At 45.8% G+C, this 16,626-nt stretch carries 10 protein-coding genes; 4 read left to right on the top strand and 6 right to left on the bottom strand.

Annotated elements, in window-relative coordinates:
- The first annotated feature begins 133 nt into the window (after positions 1-133).
- On the top strand, positions 134-997 hold the full coding sequence (locus tag AC0YNW_RS11190; RefSeq protein ID WP_475832010.1) for an AraC family transcriptional regulator: 864 nt from the start codon (positions 134-136) through the stop codon (positions 995-997).
- Between the two features lie 36 nt (positions 998-1,033).
- On the opposite strand, the gene AC0YNW_RS11185 is transcribed toward AC0YNW_RS11190, so the two are convergent.
- The 5 genes from AC0YNW_RS11185 to AC0YNW_RS11165 all read right to left on the bottom strand — a co-directional run bounded on the left by AC0YNW_RS11185 (position 1,034) and on the right by AC0YNW_RS11165 (position 9,548).
- Positions 1,034-3,586, bottom strand: coding sequence for a glycoside hydrolase family 97 N-terminal domain-containing protein (locus AC0YNW_RS11185; protein ID WP_475832009.1), 2,553 nt, complete (start codon positions 3,584-3,586; stop codon positions 1,034-1,036).
- A gap of 30 nt (positions 3,587-3,616) precedes the next feature.
- Positions 3,617-5,713, bottom strand: coding sequence for an alpha-galactosidase (locus tag AC0YNW_RS11180; protein WP_475832008.1), 2,097 nt, complete (start codon positions 5,711-5,713; stop codon positions 3,617-3,619).
- A gap of 139 nt (positions 5,714-5,852) precedes the next feature.
- Entirely contained in the window at positions 5,853-7,466 is a 1,614-nt protein-coding gene (locus AC0YNW_RS11175; RefSeq protein WP_475832007.1) for an extracellular solute-binding protein, read from the bottom strand.
- 145 nt (positions 7,467-7,611) lie between these two features.
- On the bottom strand, positions 7,612-8,544 hold the full coding sequence (locus AC0YNW_RS11170) for a carbohydrate ABC transporter permease (protein WP_120109180.1): 933 nt from the start codon (positions 8,542-8,544) through the stop codon (positions 7,612-7,614).
- Positions 8,545-8,579: 35 nt separating this feature from the next.
- Positions 8,580-9,548 (bottom strand): ABC transporter permease, encoded by a 969-nt coding sequence (locus AC0YNW_RS11165; RefSeq protein WP_475832006.1) that lies wholly within the window; start codon positions 9,546-9,548, stop codon positions 8,580-8,582.
- Positions 9,549-9,788: 240 nt separating this feature from the next.
- On the opposite strand from AC0YNW_RS11165, the gene AC0YNW_RS11160 reads away from it, so the two are divergent.
- The 3 genes from AC0YNW_RS11160 to AC0YNW_RS11150 all read left to right on the top strand — a co-directional run bounded on the left by AC0YNW_RS11160 (position 9,789) and on the right by AC0YNW_RS11150 (position 13,693).
- Entirely contained in the window at positions 9,789-11,372 is a 1,584-nt protein-coding gene (locus tag AC0YNW_RS11160) for a response regulator (RefSeq protein ID WP_475832005.1), read from the top strand.
- Positions 11,369-13,111 carry a sensor histidine kinase gene (locus tag AC0YNW_RS11155; RefSeq protein ID WP_475832004.1) on the top strand — a complete coding sequence of 581 codons (1,743 nt, stop codon included), beginning with the start codon at positions 11,369-11,371 and terminating at the stop codon, positions 13,109-13,111. The genes AC0YNW_RS11160 and AC0YNW_RS11155 overlap by 4 nt, the downstream gene beginning before the upstream one ends.
- Before the next feature lie 129 nt (positions 13,112-13,240).
- Positions 13,241-13,693, top strand: coding sequence for a HEAT repeat domain-containing protein (locus tag AC0YNW_RS11150; protein WP_475832003.1), 453 nt, complete (start codon positions 13,241-13,243; stop codon positions 13,691-13,693).
- Between the two features lie 70 nt (positions 13,694-13,763).
- Here AC0YNW_RS11150 and AC0YNW_RS11145 read toward each other — a convergent pair whose 3' ends face one another.
- Entirely contained in the window at positions 13,764-16,064 is a 2,301-nt protein-coding gene (locus tag AC0YNW_RS11145; RefSeq protein WP_475832002.1) for a glycoside hydrolase family 97 N-terminal domain-containing protein, read from the bottom strand.
- Positions 16,065-16,626: the final 562 nt, after the last annotated feature.

The following is a 16,626-nucleotide window of genomic DNA, read 5'->3' as shown; positions in this document are numbered from 1 at the left end:
CCCTAAAGACCATTCACTATCAAATGAAGATGATGGATTATATGATGATTTCAGTTGCGTTTAAGAGTTGACAAGCGTTTCTGGAAAAAGCATAGTGTATATTATGGATACTATAAAAAAACAAGACGGATTCATGTCCCAAAAGTTGATTGTGCTACCTGATGATATTATTGCCGAATACGCGACTCACCCGCTCATCCGTCCACTGTATATAACCGATATAGGCTACTTTCCGCAGGCACTGTATCACTATCGCGAACGTCCTGCGGGCAGCGCTGCTTATATCGTTATGTATTGTATGGCTGGTGAGGGTTGGGTTAGCCTGAGCGGTCAGAAGAAACAGCTCCTGCATAAAGGCTCCGTTATGGTCATCCCTGCCAATATGCCCCATGAATACGGCTCCTCAGAAACCAATCCATGGACTATTTATTGGTTTCATATGAAAGGAGAGAATGCCGGTTCCTTCTTTGAAGGCATAGATCAATATACGACACCAACACTGGTATCCGTTGAAAATTCCGCCAAAATCATCGAGTTATTTCACCAATGTTATGATCTTCTGCAGAAAGGCTACTCCCTCAACCGCATTATTTATGTCTCGCAACTGGCATGCCATCTCGCGGCGCTCATACGATTCTCGCAGCAACAACCCAATGTGCCAGGGAAGCAGAAGAAGAAGCATGATCTTGAGCTCTCGCTCCAATTCATGAGCGATCACTTGGAGCAGAATATATCCCTGCAGGAATTAGCGGATCAAGCCAATTTGTCGGTTCCGCACTATACGCATGTGTTCAAAAAAACGACAGGCTACTCCCCCATCGATTACTATTTGCGACTTAAGATTCAACTCGCATGCCAGTATCTGGACCTCACCGAGCAGAGTATTAAGGAAATTAGCATTCGCCTCGGGTTTCAAGACCCCTACTACTTCTCTCGACTCTTCAAAAAAATAATGGGGAAGGCCCCCCTCGTGTATCGAAATACACGAAAGGGGTGACTTCCCCCATTCTTTTCCCGCTTACGTCAAAGCCTTCTACTCATCTGCAATAATAGCAAAACCGTAAATATGAACGGCTCGGCCTTTATCATTGTATAGACGGAATGTATTGTTGCCCGCTTGCATCCAGATGCGAATTTCACGCTGATCTTTGATATCCCATACCGGGAAGCCCCAGCCGGCTGTGTTGTGTAAATTCGTTCTATACGTGTGCGCTCCTCCGTTAAGCTCTATGCTGAGGTCTCTGCTTTCCCCTGCACAGTAGTCAAAGCGCATCAAATAATAGCCATCCTTAGGCACCGTGATATGGTCGAACTTAAGCTCGCCGCCATTACCAAGACCTGTAGCCTTCTCCGCGCCTGCTGCATCTAAAACAAATTCTGCGCCACCGCTCAGGCAGCCTTTTCCAACAGGAACATACAATTCTCTTGGCGGTTTGTTATCAATAATATGGATTCTTTCCAGCGCCGGCACAGCTCCTGCAATACGCTCGAAGAACAACGCGCTCTCGCCGCCAGCGAAAGGAAATACCACATCCTTGGTCATGAATATTTTATTAGAGCCGCTTTGCGGCATGGCCATGTCCACTTTGTTGATCCCGTCACTTACACGCAGTGTCCAAGGCTCTGTCGCTGCATAGAACAGTCTTATTGTCTGAGGCGTATCCGTTGTTTTCACTGAAAACACAACACTGCCATTCAGCAATACCGCTTCCTGTCCATTATCATATACGACAGGCTCACTGCCTTGCCGCGTTTGTCCCGCTGTTGCCAAGTACTCAGTTCTTGCATCACTCATGTAACCGGAACAAATTCCTGTTGGCAGCTCCGTGATTTCTTTGGTGATATAGATGCCGGCACCGCCGCCTTTCAGCAGGGGAAGCTCTATGACATCGGCAGAAGTCACCTTGATGCGCTTCACCTTCATCAATTCGCCGCTGTAGTCATCCTCATAAATATCAGCCTCAAACTCACCTTCAGGCAGGAAATCCATACTCAGACGCAGAATCATCGCTTCGTCTGTTATGCAGCCAATCAGCCACTCTTCTTGGGAACGGCGCATAATGGCTGCATGATGACCTGGAAAACCAGACAACACCTTGATCTCATCGTAAACAGGCTTCATGCGGCGTAAAAAATCGGTCCCTTTCCATGCCTCCAAATAATAAATGGATGCTGCAATATGGGCAGCGCCTGATTCATAAACGACGGAAAGAGCCATTTGATGCCCTAGCGTCGTGTTGCGGTTTTTGTTGGAGAACCCGGTCGGCGTATAATCCATCGGACCGATTACATTGCGTGTGAACGGAACCGTACAATTGTGTCTCGCGTCCGGCAAGCCGCTCCACATATAATGTTCAATTCCCAGAATCCCTTCTGCCGTCATAAAGTTCGGCCATGTGCGTCCTTCGCCCATACATTTGGTTGCCCCATGGAAATTAATCATCAACCGATGTTCCGTCATTAAGTTTGCAATCATTTCATATTGCCACATCGTATGCTGAGAATCGTTCTGGAAGAAATCGACCTTAAGCCCGTCTACCCCGCAGCTTGCCCACAACGGAATTTTCTCTTGTGCCTTCTCAGGGGTGTCGATATACTGCATGGCGCTCCACAGCCATACGACAATCCCTTTCGAGTGGGCATAATCGCACAGCTCTTTCAGCCACGTAATATCCCAGTCCGCGTCCACGGTGAGTCCTTCAAATCCGACCGCTGCCGCAAAATCCACAAAACGCTTTTGCTCTGTATATAGCTGTGCACTGTTCATATATTCCCACCAACCCCACAAACAACGCCCCGGCTTGATCCAGCTTGTATCTTCCATCACAGAAGGCGGATTCAAGTTATAGTTGATGGTTGTATTCACCAATTCGTTCAAATCGTCTGTCACCACAATGACGCGCCAAGGAGAGGCGAACGGCAATTTACAGGAGAGCGGTCGCCCCATTTCTTCCGGAGCGAATTCCAAGGACATGCTTCGCTGTCCGGCTCCCCGCAAATGACAAGAGCAATAGCTGCCATCCGTGTTGTATACCTCTGCTTCTGTAATCATAACCCAGCCGCCATTGTCAGCGTGGAACAAGCTTGGCATCCCGTAATCTCTGCCTTCTTTGTCTTCCCAGCCGGTACGGTCATAGGTGCCCTCATAGCTGTTCACCCAATGCTGCAGCCACAATTCATTGTAGGCCTCTGCCAAATTAAAGTTTGTTGCTTCACGTAATACTTTCATCGGTTTTTCTTCATTAGACAGTACTTGATAGCGGAAAGCAGCCCCATCATCATAAGCACGCGCGCACAGTACGAACGTATAAGCGCCACACTGGAACTCTAGCGTCAGCTCATTCGCATGATTCTCGTAAACTGCTTTTTTACCCGCTGGTATGGAATAGTTCTCGTCAACAACAGCACGAGCTTCCTTTACAAAACGAAAGCCTTTTGTGAAATCCTCCAAATCACTTTCAAAGCCAAGCTTGCTTTGCTCGATGGCCGCTTTGCCATTGCGCTCAACCGCGTACCATAATTCCTTCTCGGCATTCTCAAACACTGTGAAACTAACAGCATGATTAGGCGAATACAGTTTCCACATAGATGCAATCCCCTGTCCATTCGTATTTTTTTATTCCGGCAACAAGCGCACCATGCAACTTGCATAATCATGGTTAAGGGTAATCGTGAGTCCATTGTTCATCAAAAACGCACCTGAATAGCTCTGCTGCTGCTGCCCTTCAATCTCTACCCGATAGCTTGTTCTCGCATCCAGCCCTCTTGGACGAATCGTAAATGCTGTACGCCAGCGAGAAGGATGATCCAAGAATGCAAACAATACGCTTTCTTCTCCATTCTCGTACTGCACGGCCTGCAATCCGTCTACCGGTAACGAAGACAACCGGTGTAATTGCCCAAACTGTATAATGGAACGGACTTCTTTATAAAGCGCTACATATTTGTTCAGAAGCTCCATATCCTCTTCCGTACTCTCATTCAAATTAAGTCCAATGCCAAGCGCCCCGCACATGGAGATATGCAATCGGAACAACAGCGGCATGGCACGTTTGCCATTATTTCCTGAATCCGTCACCCAGGCACGCATATATTTGATTGGATATAGATAGCTATACCCTTCCTGAATAGACAATCGGTCCAGAGGGTCCGTGTTATCGCTTGGCCAGAATTCGTCAAAGTATGGCATAGCGCCATAATCCACGCGGCCGCCGCCGCTTGCACAAGCTTCCCACTCTACCTCGGGATGCAGCGCCCTCAACGATTGGATAATATGGTAGAACCCTTTCGTATGCCGGTACCAAATCGTTTTAAATTCACTGCGATCCAATACAGCAGAAGCAACCTCGCTCATCCCTCTGTTCATATCCCATTTGATATAGGAGATATCATTCTCCGTAAGCAACCGATCAATCTCTGCAATGATATAATCCTGTACATCTTGCCTGGTCAGATCCAGCATATACTGGTAACGCCCTTCCATCACCGGACGACAAGCGTAATGATACACCCAGTCCGGATGAGCACGATACAAGTCACTGTCAGGATTCACCATCTCGGGCTCAATCCACAAACCAAATTGCATGCCGTAGCTCTTCAGCTTTTGGGTCAGCGGTGCCAGTCCGTTTGGAAACTTTGTTGTGTTTATCCGCCAATCTCCCAAACCCGCATGATCATCGCTGCGCTGTCCGAACCATCCATCATCCATAACAAACAGCTCCACACCTATCTGTGCGGCCTTCTCTATAAGCTGAAGCTGCCCCTGCTCGTTCACATCAAAATAGGTGGCTTCCCAGGAGTTATATAAAACGGAAAGAGGCTTATCTGCCATAGGCTTTGGCATGACATATCGTCGGGAGAACTCGCCCATTGCATTCGACATTCTGTCAAACCCATCCGGTGAATACCCCAGATACAGAGCCGGTGTTTCCAGAGCTTCCCCGCCTGCCAATCGCCATTCAAAGTCGGTATCATTCATCCCTGCCAAAATATTTAAATACTCATAGGGCGTTTGCTCCAATACGATTTTGAAATTTCCTGACCATGCCAGTGCGCCATAATAGACCTCTCCGTATGTTTCTCCCGCATTTTGATGCAGAACAAAGCTCGGATTCGCTACATGACCCGTTGCGCCGCGCAGACTTTCCAACACCGTTTTTCCGCCCATTATTTTTTGCTCGTAAGCATCAAAGTCAGAATTCCACATGCCGTTAAAGTTTTTCAGATTCCAGCCTGCTCCCGGCAACGAACATTCTCCCGAATGCAGACGCTCCACGGTAACGACTTCGGTGCCACTGTTTTGTACTGTGCGACGCTTTTCAATGATATCTACATCTTCATACACCTTGTAATGCAAGGACATTTGAAGCGGATATACCGTGTCTTCCAGGATCACGGTGAGCTCGTCATTATCAATCGTATGCCCCGCATAACGATACCGGAAATCTCTGACACCATCGGCGAACGTTACTTTGAAAGAAGTTTCTTTGAACCGCATGGTTCCAAAAGAGGAGCATTCTTCTCGCTTGACATCATTGAGGGGATGAAAGCCCTGCTCCCATACATAGGGCTCATTCTTGAAATCCTCAATCGCATCTATGCGTGCGCCCCAATATAGATGCCGCAAGAGCCCTTCCTGATCTACACTAAAGCTATACGAGCAGTTTCTTGTGTTTAACAAAAAAACATTGTTTTTTCCTATGATGATTGCCATCTTGTATGTCTCCTTAGAAAGCGAATTCATATTCTCAAGCGTGAAATTTATACTCCCAGATTAAAATACACGGGGCAGGGTACAACTTGTCGCACTCCGCCCCGTAATCATAGCGAAACTTTCTTGGATTGCTACATGCTTAGTTCTTTTCGGCAGCGTTGTACAAATCCATACGAACCTTGTAGTTAGCTGTATAAATATCTTCAATCTTCACTGCATTATTGGCTTCTAACTCAGCAATCATTTTTGCATACATACCGTCAATTTCACCCTGTGAGTTTGCATAGACCATAGAGGAGAAGCTATTGTCGATAATATCCTTGATTTTTTGCTCACTCAATGCGTCGGGTGAGCCTCCCTTTGGACCTAGATCATCATAAAGCGCGGTATCCCAAGTGGAGCCTTCCATTGCTTTCAGCGCATGTTCATTCACATTATCTCTGTTGTAACGGAACATTAAGTCATAAGGAGTGCCGTCTTCGCCCAATCCATTCCGAACCATCCATGTCCATTTGCGCGCGCCTGTTGTTTTTGAGAATTCTTGCCAATCAGCTCTAATGGAGTCGAGCGCTTCTTGCGTCGGTACATGAACGCCGTTCTCCATATTCCAGTTCATGCCTTCCTTACCCCACATCAGCAAATACTGACCTTCTTCGCTTGCGAGGAAGTCTAGAAATTTGATCGTTTCTACCGGATTCTCATTCGCCACGGTAATACCAATCCCGTCCCAACCCAAGGAGCTGCGAGGGCCAAATGTTGTTTCTGCTGGATCAACGCCAGGGGCCGTTACTTTAAACCCGTAGAACAGTTGATTGGTATCCTCGCCGTGCTGAGCGCGGAATGCCGTGTTGGCATCATTGACGATACCGCCCGCCGTCGCAAACACACGTCCGCTGACCGTTTTCTGCTCATAGTTTTGAGACTTATTGATGCCCCATTCACGGTCTAGCAAGCCTTCTGAATAAAGAGTGTTGATGAACTTTATCATCTCTAAGTAACGCGGATCTCTGACTATAAACTCAAGACGGCCATCTTTCTCATAATAAGTTTTCATCCCATACATCGCCTTGAATGAACCAATGATAGTAGGCATGTGATCTGCGTTCACGGTCATCGGTATAGAAGGATTTCCGTCTACAGTTGGATATTTCGCTTTAAATTTTCTCAGCAAGTCCAAAAATTCATCTTGTGTAAAGGAATCTCCGGCCAATGCGCGCTCGCCATATCCGAACTCTTCAAGGATATCCATACGCATATTGATTGCCCAGTTTGGATCTGGATCCAGGCCGTACCAGTTGTTCAAATAATAATTTTTGCCATCCTCATACACGCTTTTGGAAAGCACGTCACCATAACGCGCCTTGATGTTCGGAGCATGCTCCTCAATCAAATCATTCAGCGGAATCAATGCTTTACCTGCAATGTATTTGTTCATGGTTGCTTCACGTCTGTCAATGACAGCAATATCAGGCAAATCTCCGCTGACTAGCATCAAATTCAGTTTCTCATCCGGATTACCGGTCGGCTGCTGAATCTCAATAAAAACACCTGTACGTTCTGTAATTTCTTTTGCAACAGGGTTAGTAAACGGATCACCCACATTTTTGTCAAACAACGTTAAGGTAATAGGCTTCTTCGTTGTACCGTTTTCTTCTCCCCCTTTGGGAACGTTCTCATTTTTGCCTCCGGTACTGCATGCGCTCATAAGCATAGTGCATGCAAGGAGCGCTGCCATGATCATTCTTTTTCTCATTCTGATACCCTCCTATGAATGAAATAGCTTCTTGGCTTCCAACTTGCTTCCTCCTGCTTATGCAGGGGACTTATATTTCAACCATAACCTGAACCGGATGTCAGATTCGGAATATGGGCGAAAACAAGACTTCGATTGGTAACGTTTAGCCTTTTACTGCCCCAATAAGCATTCCTTTTAGGAGATACTTTTGCAGTAAGGGATACATAAGAATGATGGGCAATGTCGCTACCATAGTCACTGTCATACGGATACTCTCGCTGGATACCGGCATCTTACGCTGTTCATTGGCAAGCTGCTGTGCCGCACTTAACATGTCATTGGTCTGGAATTGATTCAGAATTTTCACCAACACAGCTGATAACGTTTTCAAATCAGGATTATACGTATAAATGTAAGAATCATACCACGCATTCCAATGAACAATGGCTGAAAACAAGGTGATCGTAGCCAGTACCGGAGTACACACAGGAATAATGACTTTAAGAAAAATCTGAATGTCATTGGCACCTTCTATTTGTGCCGCTTCCTCCATTTCTTTGGGCAAGCCCTCCATGTAGGTGCGAACTAATATCATCCAAAATATACTCATAATCCCGGGGAAGATAAAAACCCAGAAGCTGTCGATCAGATTCAAGCTGCGAATGACCATGTAAGTGGGAATCAATCCGCCGCTGAAATACATCGTAAATACAAAAAACAAATTAATGCCACGCCAGCCTACCAATTCTCTTTTACTTAGCGAGTAAGCCAGCATTGAAATGCAAGCCAGCGTAAGAGGCACCCCAATTACCGTTCGAGCGACCGTCACTCCGATGGAATTCAAAATTTCTGCATCCTTCAAAACCGTTTTGTAACTGTCCAGGCTGAATTCGGTTGGCCACAGCATAAATTGTCCATAAGTCGGGTCAGAAGCATCATTCAGGGACAATATGAAAATATGCCAGAACGGAAAGAAGGTAACGATGAACAATAACAATAAAAATCCGTAAATGATCATATTCCCAGTAATGGTTGCCAGCGTATAGCGCTGTGACCACTTGCTTCTAGCGACTGTGGGTGCAACTTCATTATTCATTTTTTCATTCCTCTCCCAGCCGTATGCACAAATGGTTAGAACAGATGCGTTTGGCCCATTTTTTTGGATATTTGGTTTACCGTTATCACCAGAATAAAAGCGATTACTGATTTGAACATACTTACAGCAGCTGCATAGGAGAACATGCCATTCTGAATGCCATATCGGAACGCATAGGTGTCAATGACATCCGAATAGGATCTGTTCAGTGAATTACCTAGTAAGAAATATTGATCAAACCCCGTATTCATCAAGTTGCCGATGTTCAAAATCAACAGAATAATAATGGTAGGCCGCAGCATCGGCAATAAAATATGCCAGATTTGCTTCAAACGATTGGCGCCGTCCACTTTCGCAGCTTCGAACAACTCCGTTGGAATGGCAGCGATGGCAGCCATATACATGATGGAATTGTAGCCCATATCCTTCCAAGCATTCGAAAGCGCTATAATGATCCAGAACATCTTGCCTTCCTGCATAAACAAAATGCCTTGTTCTATAAATCCGATTTTCATCAGCAGCTGATTGACAGGTCCCTCAGCGGATAACAATGTAATCACAATACTTGCAGCAACAACCCATGAAATAAAAAATGGTAAATAGGAGGCTGTTTGGACCGTCCGTTTGAACCAGGCTATTCTTGCTTCATTCAGCATGATTGCGATGATGATAGGAAGAATAAACCCTATCGACAGTGTTAACACACTCGATACCAGAGTATTGCGCATCACGATCCAAAAATCTTGCCCTGAGAAGAAGTATTGGAACCACTGCAATCCCACAAAGTCCGCTTTAAAAAGCGAGCCCCAGAAATCCCCTAAGGTCGGCTGATAATCTACAAATGCCATGTACAGACCAACCATAGGAGCGTAAGCGAACAATGCTGCCCATACAACTCCCGGAATTAGAAGTAAATAAAAATAGCGCTGTCGGACCATTTTTTTAATTGTAGGATGTTTAAGAAACGGAATTTTCTTGTTGCTTCTATCCATCTCAACTTCCATTCTCCCGCCTCCTTATCTCCAATTTAAGCTTATGAATTTATCATATAGAATCTTGAATTGTATCGCTATATCACGATTTTCCGATTTCTATCACAAAAAAACGACCTTTCACCATATCATGTGTTTTGGTCGAATCAGGGGTCCGACTTCCTACGCTTTCATGGAGCCCCGATCAATTGACATTACCTACATTCAAACTTATACTCTGTTCTATCATCTAAAGATATGCAAGGAGGATCTATGTACACTATCATTTTAGTCGATGACGAACGGCTCACTTTAGACACTCTTGCAAATTATATAGATTGGGAACAAATGTCCTGCCGTGTCATTGCCACTGCCAGCAACGGACGGGATGCATTGAAAAAAATAGAAGACCTGCAACCGGATATTCTCATTACCGACGTTAAAATGCCTTTCATGGACGGCATTGAGCTCTGTAAGCAAGTTCATACTCGCTTCCCTAGAATTCAAATTGTTTTTCTAAGCGGATACAATGAATTTGATTATGCTTGTGCCGCACTGCAGCATGGTGCCTGCGGGTATTTGCTGAAGCCCGTTGACCATGAAGAACTGGCTGCCACGATGAGGATGGTTCGTCAACGTTGTGAAGAGCAGAAGAATCGATTCAATTCCACCTTATTAACGTCGGGAGAATACCTGCGTGAGCTTCTTCAAATCGGGGGTAATCTGCTCTCCGGCTTGGCAGATGAAGTGACTACTGTATACAACCACCATTTGCATCTTCCTGCGGAAAACAAAACATTTTATTTTGTATTTATCAGTATCGATGAATATAGCCTGCTCGCAGAGAACCCGCTTGTATTCGATGCGCCTTCCGGTGATTTCTCCACTGTGGAAAGATTAGAATTTTTCATCGCGGGATTGCCAAGCTTTGCTCCCGGTGTATTGACCAAATTGCGCGATGGCCAATGGATTTTTGTCACCAAGGAATCAGAGGGTACCGTGTTTGCGAATTGGCGTAATCAGTCCCCGAATGCGCAGCGTTGGATATCCCTGTTCCTGACAGACCACCCGCAATCCCTGCTAGACTTTACCAAACAATGGCCAAAGATGCTGCAAACACGCAATCAACTGGTTGCTGTTCATGGCACAGGACTGATCCATGACGACTGGGAGAACATGCATGCTGCATGGCGCAAGGAACCATTTCCCAAGATAGAGCACTTGATTGCCGCCGTGCAACAAAAGCGCAGAGACCAGGTTGAAGAATGGCTCCATGACTATTACGATGGTGGTCTGCCGCCAGGAAATATTAGTCAGGTTTTTGTAGAAAGCGTTTCCGTCTTTAATGCGGTGCTGTCTGCGGTTGCGGCTAATAACCGTCAATTGCAGGAGATATTTGAAAAGGATGCCAAATTCTTCGAGCGACTTTCCCTGATGGAATGCATGCAATCGATGAAGACACACATGCGGCAATTACTGAGCATTATGATGGACGAGCTGGAAGCATCCCCCGTCGATCGCCATATCGAGATTGTCAACGAAGTATGCAATATCATACAACAAAATTATGGAGGGGTAATTTCGATTGATGTGCTTGCTGAGCTCATCTTCCTTTCACCCAACTATCTGCGAACGATATTCAAAGATGTTACCGGGAAAACATTACTCGAATATGTAACTCAGATCCGTATGGAGCATGCTTGTCTCATGCTGCAGGAAACCAATATTAGAATTCATGAGATTGCCAAGCAAGTCGGCTATGAGAGCCCCTCTTATTTCGGCTCTGTCTTTTTCAAACGCACGGGGCTCACCCCTAACCAATACCGTACACACGCGAAAAAGAGACCACGAACATGAAGACATTGAAAAAGCTGTTCAACAATTCGTCTTTGCTGCAGAAGCTGCTGGTCATCTTTCTTACCGTCACGATCATTCCTCTTATCTTTATTACGGTGTTCTTCTATGAACGCACGGAGCAACGGCTGCTCGAATTGACTTATGAGAATATGTCTAGCAGCAACCAACAAATCAGCAGTAATGTCAACGCTCACTTGAATAATCTTCGCCAGATTTCATCTCTGATCTATACAGATGAAAACTTACAAGCCTATCTTACGCAAAATTACACAAGAGACTATTCTTTTGTCGAAGCCTATCGGTATATCGATGGACTCTTATACAGCTTGCTTACTGCGAACAACAACATTGCCAGCATCAACCTTTATGTAGACAACAAGTCGCTTCCGGAGGATGGTCTGTTTCTCAAACATATCACGCTTGAGAATTTACCGCTTGAGTACTTAACTCAATTACAACAAACCTACGGCAACAATATATTCAGCAACGTGATTCAAGACAAAAACGGGAACAACGTGATCTATCTTGGACGTATTCTCAACTTTAACGCACAAAGCCATTTTTACGGAATGGTGACGATCGGTCTTAATGAAGAGTTACTCTACAAGTTAATCGAAAAAGAAGAGCAGAACAAAAGTGTCTATTTGCTCAATGAAAAAAATCAAATCATCTCAGCATCTGATAAATCGCTTCTAAACCTGTCATTCAGCGAGGCCATCGGCCCTGAGTTGTCCATCAATCAAGAAGTCGTCACCATAGACGGACATCCCCATTTGCTGGTGTATAACACCATGCCTCATGGCTGGAAGACCGTTTCTCTCACACCCATTGACGAAATCATGAGTTCATCTCGTCAGACAGCTATGCAAATTGTTGTCATTGCGCTCTTTAGTATTGTCTTATCCGTCTTAATGATCATCGTCATTGCCAAATACCTGTCGCTCCGCCTGCGGAAGTTAAACCGTCAAGCCGCACAGGTAGAGAAAGGGAATTTCACCGTCATGCTTACGGATTCCAGCAAGGATGAAATTGGGCAATTAAATGCGGCTTTCAACAAGATGAGCACACGTCTCAAAGATATGATTGATAAGCTGTATGTCAAGGAAATTGCCAAGCGCGATGCGGAGCTTTATGCCTTGCAAAGCCAGATCAACCCACATTTTCTGTATAATACGCTGTCGGGCATTTCCTCTCTGGCCATCCAAAACGATGATATGGAAGTAAGCAAAATGTTGAACCATCTCGCAAGATTCTATCAAACCTCACTAAATATGGGGCATCAATATATTACGCTGGAAAAAGAAATCGCCCTTACCAAACACTATCTTGCCATCCAGCATATGCGCTTTGAGGATAGCTTTATTGAACGCTGGGAAGTGGACGAGAGCTTGTCTACACACGAAACGCTAAAATTGTTATTGCAGCCTTTTGTCGAAAATGTTATTAATCATGCCATCTATGATGATCAACAATGTCTGGAAATCTTCATCCGTATTTACCCATCCATGCACGCTGGTGCTCCAGCGCTCATCCTTGAAGTAGAGGATGACGGCTGCGGTATGTCTGCTGAACAAGTGGACACACTGTTATCCACTGAATCGAAAGCAGGATATGGAATCAAAAATGTTCATGAACGTGTGCAGCTTGCTTACGGACCAAGCTACGGTGTAACCATTCATAGTCAAGCTGGATTAGGCACAAAAATTACCATCATGCTGCCTTTGCAACAACATGATTAAGTAAATGCGATTTGCAGGCTGGTCAATCGGCCTCATAGGAGTAGGATAGTCAGGTTCGTGCTATAATGGTGTTCATACCAATTACATTCATCATTCTGCCGAGATGGCGATGATTAAGGAGATTGAACTTTGACAAACAACCATGATATTGGAGCAGTTAGCGAACTTCCAGAAAACTTTGAGGAGCTCAAACGAGCGGCCAATCGGACGGGAAGCTGGAGAGATAGACTGAATGCGGTGAACGAATTGGGGAACTGGGATACAGCCCCTACCATTAAGTTGCTGCAGCATGTTTTGACAGGTGATCAAGTGTTCCAGGTGCGCGAAGCCGCATACCGCAAGCTGAAGCAGCTGGGTGAAGATGTGCAAATGCCTGCCAAGAATAAGGGCGAGCTGTTTAAAGGCCTTAACAAAGTTTTGCTGCGGATTAAGAAAAGCCTTCCTGAAGGTCACACCTTCGAGCAATTTAAGGAAAAACTGCAAAAGACACGTCTAGATATTTATGATACTTACGAGGGCGACAAAGGTACTGAGTTCGACTCCTGGCTTCGTGCAATTTGGGAGGCGCCAGCTAGAAGATAATCGCCACATGCCGAGCGCACGACAAAAAATGATTCCTGTTTCGTACAGGAATCATTTTTTTGTCGGTTGCCTACGGTATTAGAATTCCGATGTTATCGATATCAGGCGCATAACTGGAATAAGAGAACTTAATCGTATTGGTGCCCGCGTTCAAATTCATGGATGTAATATAGCTTCGAACAACATTCCAGCTCCCTGAATCCAGCCTTAACTTCAGCAATGTGTTAGGACCGCCATTGAGACTGTAGTTGATCCATCTCTCGTCGGCTGCCAGAAAATTCAACTTGACATCGTAAGTACCCGCTGTTGGTACGGTCACATTGAATTCCACAGTGCCTGAATTATTGCCCAGGTTGCCCACTTTATTGCCGTTCGAGCAGTTGACACAGCTTACAACAGAAGCAGAGCCGGCAAGAGCAGCGCTTTCCGCTTCATAGTAAGTATAAGGATCATCCGGCATACTAGGCACGGTATTCTTTGAAATCAGTACCGCGGCTCCTCCGGTTGCTAGAAGAGGAATCGTCAGCGTTGAAGAAGCTGTCACTGTACTTATTTCTTTACTTATGGATTCTCCTGTCGCTCCGTCCTTATATACATAGGCCGTGTAGTCGCCCGGCTCAAGGTTCAAGCTTGAAAGGGGAATCGTGATGGTCCTCGCGCCAACGGTCATCGCCCCGATGTACCAATCCGAACCACTTTTCCTTGCCATAACAGCGTGACTCCCCGGGAAACCGTCAAGGAGCTTTGTCTCATCCCATGAGGCAGGCACAACCCGCAGAAGCTCCGTACCTTTCCAGTTGGCGTATATGTCTATGGAGTCGGCATAGTTTTGAATCTTGGATTCATACACAACAGCCATCGCCAATTGGTGGCCCTGTGTTGTATTTTTGTTCGTGTTGCTAAGAGCAACAGGCGTGTAGTCCATTGAACCAAGCACGTTTCTTGTGAACGGAAGCGTAGTATTGTGAACAGCGGTTGGAGCCGGCGGCCAATACAATTTATAGCGTTCGGAGCCAAGCACCCCTTCCGAGCTTATGACATTAGGCCAAGTACGTTCTTCTCCGCCCGGTTTGGTGGAGTTATGAAAATTCACCATGAGCTTAAGCTCGGCAGCATAATCGGCTACCGACTCCAGGAAGCTCATCCCGACCTGCGACTCATTGGCCGTCATGTCCACTTTTACTCCTTTAATGCCCCAGCTCGCCCATTTGCGCAGATTCATCCTGCTCGCGCCATATGGGGTATGGACATACGGACTTGCCCATATGAATATGCCCACATCCTTTGTCTCAGCGTATTGGACTAGATCCTCGATCGTACCGTCGGTCCACTTCACCCATCCGGCATCAACGGTGACATATTCCCATCCCATGGAAGCTGCGAAATCCACATAATCCTTTTGGCGCTCGAGGGAAAAAGGCACTTCACGATAGCCCTCAGGAACATTCGGGTCGCCGTAATAGTCCTCGCTCCACCACGACCATGCTGAGATACCCGGTTTGATCCAGCTAGTGTCCGCGATTTTCGACTCCGGATTCAGGTTTTGCACCAAAGTTGAATTGACTAGATCATTCAGATTGTCCGTGACGATCACTGCCCGGTAAGGACTCTGGAATGGCAGAGCAACCTGCATCTGAGTTCCATACATAGCTTGGTCGGCTCCGCATGAAAACCTCATGTTCTGCCCTGAGCTGCCGGTAAGAACCGAAGGGCAATAAGTTCCATCAGCGTTATATACATTCGCTTCAGTAAATAAAGCCCAATAAGAGTTGCTGTTAATCGACGCCAAGAAAGGCATTGAAATCGTACTGGTATCTAACGTTGTGGGACTGTAATACTGCCAAGTCCCCTCGTAAGTATTGACTGGCGGGTGTCCCCATCCGCCTGTTCCGTTAGGGAAATTGTATTCAGTATATTCCTTCTCGATGAAGGCCTCTCCCATCCCCGGAATAGCGTATCTGAAGCCGAATCCATCATCATAAACCGTCATGTATAAGATAAGCTGAGCTGAGCCCTTCGCAACGGTGTATTCCCTTTGTACCGCGTTATCTTGGTTTACACTTTTTTTGCCGCCCGGTATGGAATAGGTATTGTTCCACGATGTTGTGCTGGTGGATACGAATGACATTCCCGAGTAGAAATCCGTATCGGTGGTCTTTAAGCCCAACCGTGATTTATCAACGATTGTCGCCCCATTTTTTGTAACGCTGTAGTACAATTGCCCGCCTTCCAAGTACATTGTCGCCGTGAGTGTGCCATCAGGCGAGGATGTGGCGTACTGCGTTCCGGTATCAATGGCAAAGGCTGAAGGAGCAAACGTAAAAATCATAGTCAATACCAATATGAGACTTACTGCTTTCTTAAATGACATTCTTTTTCCTCCTCTATTAATCGCTCAAAGCTAAAGAAGTACAAAAACCAATCGAATCCTGCAAGCTTGCTGCTAAGAAAGACCAGCATTTTCGGAAGCTTGGCTGATCATCTACGAATGCCCTATAGAGTCAAAGCATCGGTCCGTAGGAAAGTAATTTGTTAGCTTGTTTTGCAAGGGCTAGTTGGGCAAGCGCTTTCATTTTACCTCCTCCTTTTCAACCTAAGACCGATCTCCTGACTCTATTATCGGTGGAACAAAGAGAGAGATTCCATAATAATTTCCTCTGAATCCTATCGGAAACTAACAATCTTACATGGGGGTTAGATGTTAATTGACATGCGAATCGTCTATGCGTCAATGGTTAACCGTATATTCCCTGCGCAGCAATGCTGTGATTTTCCGGTTTCCAAAGCGGAACTTATGCTGCATACAGGGCTCCCTAACTTTTTGGACTAGGTCATCTAATGGCTGCAGCTTTGCCGTTCTCCAGCGATAGTACTTTTGCACGAGAGGTGCTAAGCCATGTGCAAACTTGAGCAACACTCACAACGCCCGAAGC

It is taken from the genome of Paenibacillus sp. J31R120, from assembly GCF_056269225.1.
The sequence above is the reverse complement of the archived record's forward strand: the minus strand, read 5'-3'. Positions and strand labels throughout refer to the sequence as shown.

What these genes read in the sequence shown, in the direction of transcription:
- AC0YNW_RS11170 (WP_120109180.1), bottom strand. Translation starts at nt 8,544, where the DNA reads ATGAATAATGAAGTTGCACCCACAGTCGCTAGAAGCAAGTGGTCACAG.
- AC0YNW_RS11160 (WP_475832005.1), top strand. Translation starts at nt 9,789, where the DNA reads ATGTACACTATCATTTTAGTCGATGACGAACGGCTCACTTTAGACACT.
- AC0YNW_RS11145 (WP_475832002.1), bottom strand. Translation starts at nt 16,064, where the DNA reads ATGTCATTTAAGAAAGCAGTAAGTCTCATATTGGTATTGACTATGATT.
- AC0YNW_RS11190 (WP_475832010.1), top strand. Translation starts at nt 134, where the DNA reads ATGTCCCAAAAGTTGATTGTGCTACCTGATGATATTATTGCCGAATAC.
- AC0YNW_RS11155 (WP_475832004.1), top strand. Translation starts at nt 11,369, where the DNA reads ATGAAGACATTGAAAAAGCTGTTCAACAATTCGTCTTTGCTGCAGAAG.
- AC0YNW_RS11175 (WP_475832007.1), bottom strand. Translation starts at nt 7,466, where the DNA reads ATGAGAAAAAGAATGATCATGGCAGCGCTCCTTGCATGCACTATGCTT.
- AC0YNW_RS11165 (WP_475832006.1), bottom strand. Translation starts at nt 9,548, where the DNA reads ATGGAAGTTGAGATGGATAGAAGCAACAAGAAAATTCCGTTTCTTAAA.
- AC0YNW_RS11180 (WP_475832008.1), bottom strand. Translation starts at nt 5,713, where the DNA reads ATGGCAATCATCATAGGAAAAAACAATGTTTTTTTGTTAAACACAAGA.
- AC0YNW_RS11185 (WP_475832009.1), bottom strand. Translation starts at nt 3,586, where the DNA reads ATGTGGAAACTGTATTCGCCTAATCATGCTGTTAGTTTCACAGTGTTT.